Origin of the sequence: Paenibacillus sp. 1A_MP2, from assembly GCF_052244825.1 — a bacterium.
GTDB classification, from domain to species: Bacteria; Bacillota; Bacilli; order Paenibacillales; family Paenibacillaceae; genus Paenibacillus; species Paenibacillus vandeheii.
In genome coordinates this window covers 5,489,385-5,503,049 of the sequence record NZ_JBQQCS010000001.1, presented here as the reverse complement: position 1 = coordinate 5,503,049, position 13,665 = coordinate 5,489,385, and the positions used below count along the sequence as shown (strand labels likewise).

At 34.9% G+C, this 13,665-nt stretch carries 15 protein-coding genes; all 15 read left to right on the top strand.

Going from position 1 to position 13,665, the window contains the following annotated elements; translation table 11 throughout:
• Positions 1-36 precede the first annotated feature (36 nt).
• The 15 genes from ACTWJ7_RS26985 to ACTWJ7_RS26915 all read left to right on the top strand — a co-directional run bounded on the left by ACTWJ7_RS26985 (position 37) and on the right by ACTWJ7_RS26915 (position 13,592).
• Positions 37-1,833 (top strand): serine hydrolase domain-containing protein, encoded by a 1,797-nt coding sequence (locus ACTWJ7_RS26985; protein WP_301881764.1) that lies wholly within the window; start codon positions 37-39, stop codon positions 1,831-1,833.
• 598 nt (positions 1,834-2,431) lie between these two features.
• Complete coding sequence (locus ACTWJ7_RS26980; protein WP_301881763.1) at positions 2,432-2,959, top strand: hypothetical protein; 528 nt, start codon at positions 2,432-2,434, stop codon at positions 2,957-2,959.
• A 246-nt stretch (positions 2,960-3,205) separates the two neighbouring features.
• Positions 3,206-4,057: a hypothetical protein gene (locus ACTWJ7_RS26975; RefSeq protein ID WP_443146027.1), complete on the top strand. Its 852-nt coding sequence runs from the start codon at positions 3,206-3,208 to the stop codon at positions 4,055-4,057.
• A gap of 196 nt (positions 4,058-4,253) precedes the next feature.
• Positions 4,254-4,763 carry a hypothetical protein gene (locus ACTWJ7_RS26970; RefSeq protein ID WP_301881761.1) on the top strand — a complete coding sequence of 170 codons (510 nt, stop codon included), beginning with the start codon at positions 4,254-4,256 and terminating at the stop codon, positions 4,761-4,763.
• A 178-nt stretch (positions 4,764-4,941) separates the two neighbouring features.
• Entirely contained in the window at positions 4,942-5,715 is a 774-nt protein-coding gene (locus tag ACTWJ7_RS26965; RefSeq protein ID WP_301881760.1) for a hypothetical protein, read from the top strand.
• A 230-nt stretch (positions 5,716-5,945) separates the two neighbouring features.
• Entirely contained in the window at positions 5,946-7,055 is a 1,110-nt protein-coding gene (locus ACTWJ7_RS26960; RefSeq protein ID WP_301881759.1) for a hypothetical protein, read from the top strand.
• 225 nt (positions 7,056-7,280) lie between these two features.
• Positions 7,281-7,931: a hypothetical protein gene (locus ACTWJ7_RS26955; protein ID WP_301881758.1), complete on the top strand. Its 651-nt coding sequence runs from the start codon at positions 7,281-7,283 to the stop codon at positions 7,929-7,931.
• 145 nt (positions 7,932-8,076) lie between these two features.
• Positions 8,077-8,475, top strand: a complete 399-nt coding sequence (locus ACTWJ7_RS26950; protein WP_301881757.1) for a hypothetical protein — start codon at positions 8,077-8,079, stop codon at positions 8,473-8,475.
• Between the two features lie 206 nt (positions 8,476-8,681).
• A complete protein-coding gene (locus ACTWJ7_RS26945) occupies positions 8,682-9,023 on the top strand; it encodes a DUF1643 domain-containing protein (RefSeq protein ID WP_443146026.1) in 342 nt (113 codons plus the stop codon).
• The gene (locus ACTWJ7_RS26940) at positions 8,990-9,205 is read left to right on the top strand and encodes a DUF1643 domain-containing protein (protein WP_443146426.1); all 216 of its coding nucleotides are present in this window, start codon (positions 8,990-8,992) and stop codon (positions 9,203-9,205) included. The genes ACTWJ7_RS26945 and ACTWJ7_RS26940 overlap by 34 nt, the downstream gene beginning before the upstream one ends.
• A 148-nt stretch (positions 9,206-9,353) precedes the next feature.
• Positions 9,354-9,926 (top strand): hypothetical protein, encoded by a 573-nt coding sequence (locus tag ACTWJ7_RS26935; RefSeq protein WP_301881755.1) that lies wholly within the window; start codon positions 9,354-9,356, stop codon positions 9,924-9,926.
• Positions 9,927-10,112: 186 nt separating this feature from the next.
• Positions 10,113-12,497, top strand: coding sequence for an SEC-C domain-containing protein (locus ACTWJ7_RS26930; RefSeq protein ID WP_443146025.1), 2,385 nt, complete (start codon positions 10,113-10,115; stop codon positions 12,495-12,497).
• A gap of 99 nt (positions 12,498-12,596) precedes the next feature.
• Positions 12,597-12,821, top strand: coding sequence for a hypothetical protein (locus tag ACTWJ7_RS26925; RefSeq protein WP_301881753.1), 225 nt, complete (start codon positions 12,597-12,599; stop codon positions 12,819-12,821).
• Positions 12,822-13,041: 220 nt separating this feature from the next.
• Positions 13,042-13,227 (top strand): aspartyl-phosphate phosphatase Spo0E family protein, encoded by a 186-nt coding sequence (locus tag ACTWJ7_RS26920; protein WP_301881752.1) that lies wholly within the window; start codon positions 13,042-13,044, stop codon positions 13,225-13,227.
• Between the two features lie 56 nt (positions 13,228-13,283).
• Positions 13,284-13,592, top strand: coding sequence for a hypothetical protein (locus ACTWJ7_RS26915; protein WP_443146024.1), 309 nt, complete (start codon positions 13,284-13,286; stop codon positions 13,590-13,592).
• Positions 13,593-13,665: the final 73 nt, after the last annotated feature.

Below are 13,665 nucleotides of genomic sequence, written 5' to 3'. Positions count from 1 at the left end.
ATGTAATTAACATTTAAAATAAAAGGAGAGAAGCTAATGCAGATGAATCGTGGATATCACACTGTAAACAAAGTAATCGCTTGTGTTTTGTCATTCATATTTATCATTATGGCAATAGCAGTACCTGCCCTCGCTGATGAGAAACAGGTTGAGACTACACCATCCAGGATTCCTATATCCAAGTTAGAGGAAACGATTGATACTTATGTTGCCTCGTATGAGAAGTATACCGCTGCCGTTTCGGTTGTGGCTATTAAAGATGGCGAAACCATTGTGAATAAGGCATATGGTTACGCAGATATTGAGAATCAGCGAAAGGCGGATACCTCTACGGTTTTTGAATGGGCTTCAATCTCGAAACTGTTGGTCTATACGAGTGTGATGCAGCTTGTCGAACAAGGAAAGCTTGATTTGGATACGGATATCCAAGAATATCTGCCAGAGGGATTTTTCAAAAAGCTGAAATACGATGATCCAATTACCCTATTGAACCTGATGCATCACAATGCGGGTTGGGAAGATCAAACAGCGTCCGAAGTGTATTATTACGACGAGATTGAAAATGTTGATTTAGGAGAAACGTTGCGTAAAAACGAGCCGAAACAGATATACAAACCGAATAGCGTCGTTGGTTATTCAAACTATAGCGTTGGATTAGCCGGTTACATCGTGGAATTGGTAAGTGGGCAACCTTATTATGAATATGTTAATCAACATATTTTTGAACCTCTTCATATGAACGACACTACGGTTCATCCAACGGGGCAAGATCGTCCGGACATCGTGCAAAGAAGGAATGAGATTGAGGGGTATACGAAAGATTTGAAACGGATCCCTGAGAACAGAGTATACGTAACGTTTTATCCTACAGGGGCAGCGATCGGGACAGCAGAAGATTTAGGGAAATTCCTTGCAGCGCTGATGCCTGTTGATGATAGCCATGTATTATTTGCGAAGAGGGATACGTTAGACGAAATGTTGTCAACAAGTCTATATTATGACGAGACTTCGATTCCTCGGTTTGCGCATGGATTCGTTGAGATGGAATACGGGGTATCTACGCTGTTGCATGAAGGGAATTTAAAAGGATTTTCAAGCAAAGTTGTCTTTGATCCAGTATCCAAATTTGGAATGGTGGTCATGACAAACATTGCGTTCGAGGAGATTTATTATTATGGACTTATTAGCAAAATCTTCGGTAATAGTACATATGTTAATTCAGTCACTTCTGAAGGAGGATATTTTCAATCCGCACGACGGCCAGCCGCTAGATTTACTGATTTATTCAGGCAGCTTGATATAACCAAATTTTCAAAAGCTGAGTTAAGTAGTCTTTATAATGTTGTCGAGCATAATGGCGTTGTTGAGAAAATTTCCTACACTCCTTACATGGATTACCTACCTGTATCGAATTTGAAGGTGAACTTGATTGTAATATCTTTTATTCCTGTTGCGCTAGCCATCGTTTTCAGTTTAAGTGTGTTGATCGGCTATTTAATCCGGATGCTTCTTTACAAACGAAATAAACGGGGAAATCCTCCAAACCATTTTGATAAATATTGTCTTGCCATTAATTTCGCAGGTGCGGTACTTCCTCTTAACCTTTTAATCATACACACGAGACTTCCAAGTTATCCCGCTTATTCTTCGCTACGGATCAATTTAATGTTTAATTTACTTTATGTGGTTCTAGCAGTGGCATATCTTGGCTTGCTTATTTACAGACTGCGGAAGAACAATTACAGCAAAAAACAAAAGATGATGTACATCATGTCTGGCATCTCGGCTTTCATCTTGGCTGCTTTTGTTTTGGGATGGCATTTGTATGTTTAGAACGGTAAACGAGAATATAGATGTTTCAAGTATTACAAAGGCTCGGAGGATTACCTAAATGAAGTGATATTAAGTAGGGCCAATTATAAAAAACGTAAAGACAGCAGTTCCTATGGGGGGCTGCTGTCTTGGTTTTAGTTCGCTCTTTGGCTAGTTTTTTCATGAACAATCTTCTGGTCGACATCTTACTGAGCGGAACGTGCAGGAGGTTTTTGAAGAAGTAAGACGACATGCAGGAATTGTAGAAAAGGTAATTATTCATGCTCTGAGACACTCCTTCGTCCTCATTTACTGGAAAACGGGACCAATCTACGATACTTTCAGGAGCTACTCGGTCATGCGAGTGCACTAACAACTCAGCGATATATGCATTGATAGTACGAAAAATATTAAGCGTATTAAAAGCCCACTGAATCGTATGGACATGGGGGATTGAGCATCCTAATAATTCTCCCTTTTTCACCAAATTTTTCTTCGCAAATATATCCGTATAGGTTATCATATACGTAGTTCAGATATCTGGCAGGATGTGTGGTATTTACGAAGTACATAGATTAGATGTTAGATGAAATTGCCGAAATGAAGGGATACTAATTCTATGGGAAACACAATAGTTTTGAAAAGAAATAGAGAAAATATTCAACCACTCTCAATGACTAATACTTTAACAGCAGTGTTCTTAGAAGTAATAGTGATAAGTGGTTCTATGACAGCAAAAACAAATCGTGAAAAAGAACTTATTATATGGTTGGCTCAGCGAGATCAGGAAGTTGTTGGAATAGGAACAGTAGGTTTTGATATCGATGAACTACCATGGGCAACGGAAAACTTTATAGAAGAGAAAGAGTTCCTAATAGAAGCATTAGATAATGCAATATGTGGGCAAGTTTGGAGCAAGTTGAGTTATGAGCCTAATAAAGAAATGGTCATTACGTGTTTAGAACATTTCAAAAAAATGATTATAGCATTTGAAGTAAATGATGTAGATGAGCAACAGTATTTAGAATGGATAGAAGACAATGATCAAGATGAGACACCAACAATACCAGTAGGTTATCCAAAATGCGACAAACATAATATTCTATTGTCATGTCACGGATGCTTGATATGTAATAATGAATATTGAGAATGGTATATCAAGAAGCCGGCAACATCATCTAACATCATATCCACGCTTCGGATCCTGACGGCTCCTCGGTCCGCCCGTAGGGGAATAGCAGGGAAGCAGAATCAGGCGGACACATCCGCACCGACTAACCGCATCGCGGCCGGCTCCTGACGGAGCCTTAAGTCGGTGGGACGTCGTGGATACAGTAACGTTATAAGAAATCCTCAAAGTATTTATAACAAGGGCTTAAAGGAGGTGGTAATCTTGTTATTACCGCACTATGGTATTGATCAAGAAGTGTTTGAAGTTCCGATAATGATTGAAAAAGCACTTAATCAATTAAGAAGTCGTGGCTATATTATTCACAATAACTGTCGATTTGAAGAATATAAAAAAAGAACTTTCAAGGATTATATTATTGCTATAACTTCTAAGGACTACAAAGCAATAAATGAAAACTATAAAAATTTATTAGAAGGCTATAAAGACTATTGGGAATTGATAACGATTGCAAACTCAAATAGTGTTTTATCATGTACAGATAATGCAGTTCGCGATGAAATTCAATTGATGTTTAAAGGGAGTATCATTGAAAATAATAAGAACACTGCACCATGGAATTACCAATTTCAATATTATCTAAGTTCAATATTCGAAAGATCCGGTCTGGAAGTCGAGCTTGAGGAACCAGATTTTACGTTTAATTTCAAGGGGAAGAAATATTCAGTAGCAGCTAAAAGATTAAATAGGCGAGGAAGCATTGAAAGCAATATTAAAGAAGCAGAAGCACAGATAAAAAAGACTGATCATTACGGATTTATTGCACTTTCACTTGATAAAATTTATAAAAATATGAATACAGTAGAAACGTTCAATCACGCAGATAAGTCAGTGAGAGCCGCCACTGAATTAATACGAGTAATTATCAAAGAGCAGTTAAATCAGAAATATTTTAGCGACCGATCTAGTCAAGTGCTTGGAATAATTGCACATATAGGATTTCCTTTTTTGCTGAAATCAGATAAACCCTTATTCGAATTAGGTTATGCAGCATACACTATGTTTTTACCAATGGGGAGCCGGATTCTTCAGAGTGGAATGAAGTCATTGAAATAAATAATGCTCTTCATAGATTTAATATAAGAACGATTTGATTGCTGAGCATGGGAGTGGAGGACATCTTATAACATAATATTCACGCTGCGGGCATATGCCCTTGGTCCGGCATTCGCCGGACACCCAACATGTGTCGGATCGTGAATACAACAACGTTATCAGAAATAAGTAAAAAATATAAAAAGGGGAAAATAACTTGACTCAGAGTAGAGAAGAGATATTAATGGTATTAGCCCAGAATTATTATGAATTCTTATGTTCTTTACCCTTCGAGAATAAATTATATATGATTGGTATAAATGAAGGGAAAAATAAATTTTTGACAATATTACATATCCACTTATTAAAAAAAAATATATCGATGAAGCCAGCAGATAAACACTTTACTACTGATTACATTTCATCATTAGCTTTAAAAGTTCTCAAATCTGGAAAAAGGTCAGGATTGCGCTATGAACACTTGGTTCCGAAACAAAAATATATTCAAAAACCATGTGAAGATCTAGCAAAGGAAAATAGATTAACAATTGAATTCATTTACGACCAGTTAGAGAAATACCTTTGGACAGCTACCATTACTGAACAAGAAGAGAAGTTACTGACAAGAACTAATATGCCAAAAGAATGGGATAATATTGATATAAAAGCGAGATATTATGCAGTAGGAATTGAATTAATAGAACATCAAAGAGATTTTCATTTGTAACTCAATGATGGAACTCACTTCTGATAACATAATATTCACGCTGCGGCCGTTCGGCCCTGGGTCTGCCATAGATAACTCGGGGAAGCGGATGCATGCAGACAACCCCTACGGGGTTCATGAATACAGGAAAGTTATCGGAAATTCTCGAAAAGACACAATAGTGGAGGTATATTACAAGATGTATTACATGCAAAGGAATGGAAAGATAAACCTTGAAAGTATTAAAATTAGCTTTAAAGATTTTCGTGTGTTTTTTGGTGAAGTTTATTTCTATTTTTATAATAAAGGATATTTTCAACTTGCTTTTGAGGGAGACAAACATAAGCCGTGTCTTATGGAACCCAGTCCGTCAGGATATTTTTTCTTACATACTGGAAACAACAAAGTTTATCCTATATATGAGTACTATCAAAGGTATGACCAAGAAACTTTATTTACTGTTATTGAGATATTACATAAGTATATTAGAATACGTGATGATTTTGAGGTTTATTGGAAAGAAGAGGCTCAAATAGAATTTAGAATACAAATAAATAAGTTTCTTCGGTTTTTGGATGATGGTTATGAATTGAATGATAAAGGATGGATTATTAATACCACAACAATGGCTTTAAATGATCTACTGAATAAGGATTTACCTATTGAAACAAGCGATGAAATAACCGAACAGATTGAAACGGCAATAAAAATGTTCTTTCATTACACAACAAATAACGAACAAAAGAAGAAGGCTATAAATATATTAGCAGATGTTTTAGAGCCAATAAGAGATCAGATGTTGACACTAACCTCTAAAGAACATGACAAAATGATATTTGGTATAGTGAATAACTATAAAATTAGGCACAATAATGATAAACAAATGGATGATTATGACAAAGATGTTTGGTATGAATGGATGTTTCATTATTATTTATCCACTATACATGCTGTATTAAAATTAACTAAATGAGGAAAGAAAATGTGAGAAAGTTCGAATATGTCGATAACATCCGATCACACCTTATCTACGCTGCGGAACTTTTGGCCCTTGGTTCGCAAGAAGTGTAAGCGGAGAAGTGGAGTCAGCTGACAACCTTGCGAGGCTAAGTCCGTCGGACCCGGTCGCTTTGCTCCCTTAAGCCTCTCGGGTTCGTAGATACAGGAACGTTATCTGAAATATCTGAAACAAGGAGGAAGATTATGAATCTTTTTTATTCAGAACTAGATAAAGAAAAATTGCACAAAAACTTTTTGGCTATCCGTGAAGATTCATATATTAAGAAAGTATTAAATGATTGGGCTCAAGGATTTGTAGACAGGGATAATAAATTTGTTACAGAATTTCAAACAACATTCAATTCAAGTTTTTGGGAATTGTATTTATTTGCTTGCTTTAAGGAATTAAAGTTAGATGTCGATTTTAGTAATCAATCCCCTGATTTTTTTGTTGAAGGAGAAAACAATAAAGAATTCTTAGTTGAGGCAGTGATTGCAAGTAATCCTAAGGACGGACTTCCCGAATGGGAAAGAGAAAATGTACTTCATGATATAGAATTGTTTGACAAGTACACAGAGTACAGTAATATCGTTGAGCTTGCAACTATCCGATTAATGCAGGCTTTGACATTTAAGTTTAATAAGTTTATTGATGACTACTCCCAAAAAGATTATTGTAAGAATAAACCTTTTGTTATTGCAGTAGCTCCTTTTGAGCAACCATTCTTTTTTACTCAGAATACCAATGCGATAAGAAGATTGCTCTATACATTCGATATACCTGATTACGAAGACATAGATGGAGAAAGATTTGTCTATGGTAATAAAAAAGTAAAAGCGGTTATCAAACCAAATGGAACAAAACTACCATTAGGACTGTTTTTGGATCCTAAATATGAAGGCATTAGTGCTGTTATGTTTAGTAATACTGCCACTTCCGGAAAGGCAAGAGTTCTAAGCGAAGATGACAGACTTATTTTGATTGCTTTTGAGAAGTATAACGATTATGGTCTTGATAAAATTAAAGGTGTCGAAGAGAAAAATATTTATAGAGAATCTTTAATAGAAGGAATTAATATATTTCATAATCCCTATGCAAAACATCCTCTAGAAATCGAGGAACTGCAGCATCCTGATATTGTGCATCATTATTACGATCCTGAAGAAGAGGAGTTCTATACAAAAATCAAACATGAAGCTTTGTTCCACAGATTAGTTTACACCGTTAGGAATAGCCATTTATTAACTAAGAGAGATAGGGAAAAATATAAAAAAGACATTATAAACAAGATTTTCAAAAATACTTCCGAGTAATTTCAAGAAGACAGATACATTCAGATAACAATATATTCACGCTTCGGGGCTTATGCCCCTTGGTCGTCCGATGTATAATCATGGAAGATAACTCGGACGACACACGAGCCGGCCTGAGATATGCTATCTAAGGTCGGCTCGCGTCGTGAATACAGGAACGTTATGTGCAATTACCGCAAAAGAAAAACTGAAAATAATGATTAATATTCAATTGGAGGATAGAAAATGAGAAAAATTGAAGAGAACTACACCCTACTCGTTAATAATATTAAGTATAAAGCGAATAATTTCGGTACTGAACTAGATTCTATTTTAGATGTTATACCCTATGAAGTTGAAATTGATTTTGAAAGCAGAACGGTATTAAATACTTATTTTAAAGCTGAAACTGAAGCGGAATTGAAAGAATTTGAAGGTTACTTTTTTTCATTTGTAGAGATGTTAAACAGATCCTTAATAGAAGAATATTCTAATGTATATTCATTTATTGAAACTAGTGCGAAGATTATTATTGATGAGATGAATAAAGAACAAGAATACAAAAGATATAAAAGAGACACCAGATTTGTGGGGAAGTCTGAACTTTTTAAGATGATTAGATTTATTGACGATAATATTTTCAAATTTAATACCTATGATTACATAACTATCGATTTTATTGATGACCATATAAGAAAATTTAGAAATAACGATCAACATAATCCGTACGAAAGTTTAGGAAACGTGATAACAAAAGCAATTTTAAAAGATAACAAAAATGTTGATAGTAAACTTAGAGCTGTCTTTTCCGGCTATGCAGAAAATATTAATTCTTTATATGAAGTAGCAGAAAATTACAAATCGATATTATTGAAAATACTTTCTGATAAAGTATAAAAATTTGAGAAGTAACTCACAGAAGGCGGTAACATCACATAACAACATGTTCCCACTGCGGGGCTTAAGTCGGTGAGGCGTCGGGAACACAACAACGTTAGTTGAAAGATAAGTGAAATTCATTCTTAAGAGAGAGGTTATTTACATGGGAGTGGCTTATACATTAAATTGCAAACAGTGCTCTTACAATCAAAATGTTTCTTTAGGAATTGGTTTTAACTACATAGATTTGAAAAATATTTTGGAATGGTATGAACAAGAAGAAGGGCGGCAACAAATCTTAAAATATATGAATGAAGAAGATACAAGTTTTGAATGTTATGACGGGCTTTATGTTTGTCAACAATGTGGATACTTATTAAATTGTACATTTCTGCATATAACATCAAAAGATTATTCTTATACAAATAACTTTGAGTGTCCATGTTGTCATATGCAAATGCCTAAAAAGCCTTTGCTAGATGAAATAGAAGAGAATTTTCTAAAGTGTCCTGACTGTAAGGACGAAGAATTAAAAATACAAGCATATTTGGACTGGGATTAAATACTTTTGTGTCAATCATAAAAGAGCCTATTGAACATTTGGAGAGCAACTCAACGAAGACTTATCCATCATCTAACATCATATTCACGCTGCGGGCATATGCCCTTGATCCGGCATTCGCCGGATACCCGACATACGTCGGGTCGTGAATACAGTGAATGTTATATGAAATAGCATTGAATTATATAATTTAGGAGAGTTGAAAAATGGAAGTAACAGGAACTGTTAAAACAAAAGCTATCTACTCTGATGCCAATAGAAACTACAGATATTATTTAGAAAAGAGTGCCGTAGAGAAAGCTAAACAAGGTGAGAAAATCGCAACAATTATTATGTTGAATCCTAGTTATGCCGATGAATACAAACTAGATTTATCTATAATGAAAGTATTTAATATGCTCCTTAAAGAAGGCTATACGACTTTAAAAGTGGTCAATTTATTCGCTTTTGTAGCTACTAAACATTCGGCTCTTGTTAGTACCGTAGCTAGTACTGGGGGGAGAATGATAAGTGGATTAAAAAGGCAATTACAAACATTGATTTATTAATAATTGCATGGGGATCTAATGAAGACCAATATAAAAGAAGAAAATATCAAGTAAATAAAATTATTAATAGTATGAATATAAAAGAAAAGCCAAAGCAAATAAAGTGCTTTATTGACAAACAAAAACGTAAAGGTAGACATCCAAGTAGATTAGGTGAATTGGAACTTATTAATTATCCATAGAAGCATGCTACCTCATATAACATAATATTTACGCTACGGACAAACGCCCTTGGTCCGGCATTCGCCGGACACTCGACATGCGTCGAGTCGCGAATACAGGAACGTTATAAGAAATAGCAGGAAGATAAAAGAAAAGGAAGGATAGAGCATGAAGAACATAAACATCTCTTATATTGCTTTAGTAGTTTCACTAGCCGGTCTGCTAGTTTCTTTTATTAATGTTAACAGACAGAAGAAAGCTGCATATAAGAATGAAACAGAAAAATTTAAAAGAGATTTAAGATTAAAAGCTAATGATGAATTTATCGAATTGCTTTTTCAATTTCTAGAGAATACAAAAGAAAATCGAACACTTAGTATTCCATTTGATGATAGATATCTAAATAGTGATATAAAAACAAGAATAAGTGAATTTGATGAGAGGTTTTGGAAGATCACAAAAACTTGGGTCGAGTGTCACAGTGCACTAGAGATTTTTTATTTAAAACGTATTGTTGTAATAAAACAGTATAGTGATATGTACACAAAAATTAGACAATCAGGAATTAAACTTGATCAGGCTTTATGGGAATTGAAAAGTGAATACATTGGAACAGAGGACATAATACTTATAAGAGATAAAATAAACACATACCAGTTAAGGGCTGAAGAATTTATAAGTCTTTTAGAGGAAAGTATACAAAAGTTGCAAAAGGATTTTTTAGGGCATTTATTTGAATAGGTTATATCGGAGAAAGCTGATTCATCTTATAAAAAAATTTCTGATTATTTTAAGCGTGTCTAATTGGATTAAACTCGTTCTTCATTCGCTTGGTTGGTTTCCCCAGACACCCAGTATATGCTGGGGCGCGATAACAGAGACGCTGGATGAGATTAGAATTCTAAGCTATGTTAAGAGGTGATAGTTTTGATAAATATAGAATTAGATTATTTTGCTATCAAATGTGCTAATGGGCACCTAAATGAATGTACAAATGATGTATGTAAGGAATGTAATATATCACTTGAGGATCAACGACAATCTGATGATCCGTATGTAGAATCTCGCAAATTGTTATTGGACAATGTAGTATCATACATTGAAAATAGCGAATTGGAATATAAAGATCTAAAAAAAGCTATTAGAAAGGGTATAAGAACTAAGAATTGCTATGAGAATGAAATGGAGAAAGTTTCGGAGTATATTAGTATATTAAGTAACGAATTAAGGTTTGACATTTTCTACTCAATAAATATGACACAGGAGGGTATTAAGTTAGTTGAAACTAATCAAATTATTAATGACATAAACACATTTTTGATTAAATTATATGTTCTATTAGGTGAGGTCACTTTATTTGAGCCTACTAAAGTTTTTAGAAATATTCACAAAAGGCTTCTTCTTACGGTTATTGCTTATAAGGAATCCGTCGTTGAACTAATCATGTCAACTATTGCATTGAACATTGAACATGCTATGAAATTGAAAGACATTTCACAAGTGAAGTTGGATAATTCAGCGCAAGAATTAAAAATACTTTCAAATATATTTGGTGCTCGCAATATCGAAAATGTAACTGATTTGTTTCAGAATGGTGAATTAAACCACTCTGCTATATTAGGAATGGTATGGCAAACCTCCAATGAAGGAACGATTGAAGAGAAAATTAGTGATGTGTGCGAGCAAACAAGTTACTATTTTCGATCAATTTTATCTAGAGATAAAGAACACTACTCAAATGATGATTTATTAAAACTATCTATCTACAAGTATGTTGGTACTATAGCCTTTGATGATGAAAGTTTCTTTAGGAAGGTAAGTATTGCATACAAAACCTATGAGAAAGCTTTTGAAAAGAATAATAGCTTAGTTTGTGAGTTTCTTAGCCGATACACTGCAAAATACAAGTATATGTTTAAAAAGTTAAGTGACCTTTCAATAGCAATTGGATTTGTTTTTGGTCATAATCCTTCTGGTGATGTTCTTATGACAAATGGACTGAAGTGGTATAAAGATCTATGCGAGGGGATATATCGTGATTCCATGATTTTTTTGTTATTAGCAAGTTGCGTAGATAGGGAAAAGAGTTTTGATATCGATGAATTAATTGAATGGACAGGATTTGGTGATATTTGTGGTCAGTTTGCATCACTAACAAATTATAAGCTTAATTACTTTGTTGAAGGTGTAGATAGTATCATACGTCATTCTGAAGCGCATGTAGATTATGATATAGATATAGACAATCAAAGGGTAATACTTAGGAATAGACAAAAGAAAACCAAAACTATCTCCACTAAAGAGTATAGTTTTGATAAATTCTTCGACCAAATCAATCTACTATCTGAGACAGTGTATTCTTCGATTGCAGCATTTACGGTTTTTCTAATTAACAATAAGTATCGAATTGATAATGTAGATTCCTATTTAGCAGAAGATGAAGTGACAAACAAATCACTTGGAGCATACGCTGTATTAGGCTTATTTGGTATCGTAATAGACCAAGAGAGTGAAAATGACAGCGTAATGGAATTATCTGGTGTGTATATTGGAGAAGTTGAACAGTTCTCGTTCGAGTCGATTCTAGCGGTTTTTGCGCCATTAGTTCAGGCAAAACCTCATTTAACCAATGTTAAACTTGAATTGAGAGATCAAGAAGATGAAAAATTTGGGCATATTAAAGTCAGAACGGACTATATTCTAAACTCAATGAATGAAAACGGAATCAAAAAAAATTGTTGGGTATTACTGTCTATGTACACTACTGAAATTCAAAGCAGATATGAGCCTTATCAAGTAGAGAAGAAGAACGATGATAAATTCTTATTCGGTATTTTTCAGTTCATATTTCCTATCTTGGAAGAAATTAATAGTGAGAAAAAAAGAATTATTCGAACTGGGAAAGTTTATACTGCTGGATTTGTAGAAGCAATTGATCAAATAAAATATGTTGAAATGATTACAGGTGAATACTTGGAGTATTCGAGTGAACCAAGGTTATTTCGTCATGTAATTCAAATTCTCAAAAATATTTATACCGCTATAAATATAATTATAGAGCACGATTCTAACCCCAGTATTAACTTAGATATAGAATTCAAGAAAATATCGAATGAAATGATGAATGTAGCACACACTACTGAATACTTATCAGGAAAAATAAGTGAAATGGAACTTTTTTTTAATTATTCAGAAGAAGGTAAGAAATTGTACAAGAACGTTACGCTTAATTCACCTTGCCCTTGTGGAAGCGGGAAAAAATACAAAAAGTGTTGTAAGAATCATAAACTAACGAGTCAGAACACCACATAACACGGCATTATCCGATGAAATAGTTTCTTGAGCAAGGACATGTTTCTCTTTTTTCGCTGAGGCTTTAAAAAGAAGTAACGCCATGATGGCCTCAGAGAAATGAAATTAGGTGATGGAAAAAAACATGATGTGTTGAAGGCTTATGCTGAGGCTGAAGATCTTAAGGATTACTTAATACTTCATAACCAAAAAGTTCAGACCAACAATGGAGAATATCAAATAGATATTATGGCTAAAGTCATGGCCTTATCTGTAAGTTTTAAAGCTATTATCGAATGCGAGCGTTATACAAGACCTGTAGAACGTGAAAAATCGTGGTTTTAGCGGATAAGGTACGAAGTTTTGACACCGAAGGTTTATATCGGTGTTTTTTCATTTTTAATTCGAATTCCGCATTATAGAAATCACAGTTTATCTTACAATTAGGATTAGACGAAAGTATTAGTATACAACATTGGGTATAGATAATCGCATTAAAAATGGCTGCTCACGTCTAGTCTTAACAAGACATGGCGTAGTTTAGACCCATCAGAGAGGTGGATGTATGAGCCGGTTGCTTGACTTATTGGAAGAGGAACGGCGCAAGCTTAATCAGCTTGGAGAGGCATCCTTGAAGCAAGCGATTCCGTTGTGGGACAATCCGGAGGTTCAGGAACAGAGCCGGAGGGTGGATGAACTGGTGGCACGAGTGAGTGAAATGAAGGCGAGACATAGCCGAGTTGTACGATGATGAGTGAGGTACATATTAATGCATAGGGGAGGAGAAGCAATGAATTTCCACCGTGGTTGGAACAAGCGATTCAGGCGAGGCTAGATGAAGTATCTGCCCGAATCGAGCATGACCCAGAATTGAGTCGTGTACGTGAGGAAAAGGACGAAGCGTTCGAAGGATTGTTTGCTGGCAAGGATATCGAGGAAACACCTGAATATGCTGAGTGGGAGAGCCGATACATTCTCAGTAAAGGAATAGAGAATGAGCGGTTGTATATGCAAGGGCTGAGGGATGGGGTTCAGCTCACAGTATCCTTACTGGACCAGTCGATGCTGGAGGAGAGCAATACAAAGGCTCATCAACCCTCTAACGCGAACCCGTAAGACAGGGGAGCGACCTCAATCTCTACCTAAAAAAACAGCCGAAGCGTGTAACTATCGCTTCGGCTGTTTTTAT

What these genes read in the sequence shown, in the direction of transcription:
- ACTWJ7_RS26985 (WP_301881764.1), top strand. Translation starts at nt 37, where the DNA reads ATGCAGATGAATCGTGGATATCACACTGTAAACAAAGTAATCGCTTGT.
- ACTWJ7_RS26980 (WP_301881763.1), top strand. Translation starts at nt 2,432, where the DNA reads ATGGGAAACACAATAGTTTTGAAAAGAAATAGAGAAAATATTCAACCA.
- ACTWJ7_RS26965 (WP_301881760.1), top strand. Translation starts at nt 4,942, where the DNA reads ATGTATTACATGCAAAGGAATGGAAAGATAAACCTTGAAAGTATTAAA.
- ACTWJ7_RS26960 (WP_301881759.1), top strand. Translation starts at nt 5,946, where the DNA reads ATGAATCTTTTTTATTCAGAACTAGATAAAGAAAAATTGCACAAAAAC.
- ACTWJ7_RS26955 (WP_301881758.1), top strand. Translation starts at nt 7,281, where the DNA reads ATGAGAAAAATTGAAGAGAACTACACCCTACTCGTTAATAATATTAAG.
- ACTWJ7_RS26950 (WP_301881757.1), top strand. Translation starts at nt 8,077, where the DNA reads ATGGGAGTGGCTTATACATTAAATTGCAAACAGTGCTCTTACAATCAA.
- ACTWJ7_RS26945 (WP_443146026.1), top strand. Translation starts at nt 8,682, where the DNA reads ATGGAAGTAACAGGAACTGTTAAAACAAAAGCTATCTACTCTGATGCC.
- ACTWJ7_RS26935 (WP_301881755.1), top strand. Translation starts at nt 9,354, where the DNA reads ATGAAGAACATAAACATCTCTTATATTGCTTTAGTAGTTTCACTAGCC.
- ACTWJ7_RS26925 (WP_301881753.1), top strand. Translation starts at nt 12,597, where the DNA reads ATGAAATTAGGTGATGGAAAAAAACATGATGTGTTGAAGGCTTATGCT.
- ACTWJ7_RS26920 (WP_301881752.1), top strand. Translation starts at nt 13,042, where the DNA reads ATGAGCCGGTTGCTTGACTTATTGGAAGAGGAACGGCGCAAGCTTAAT.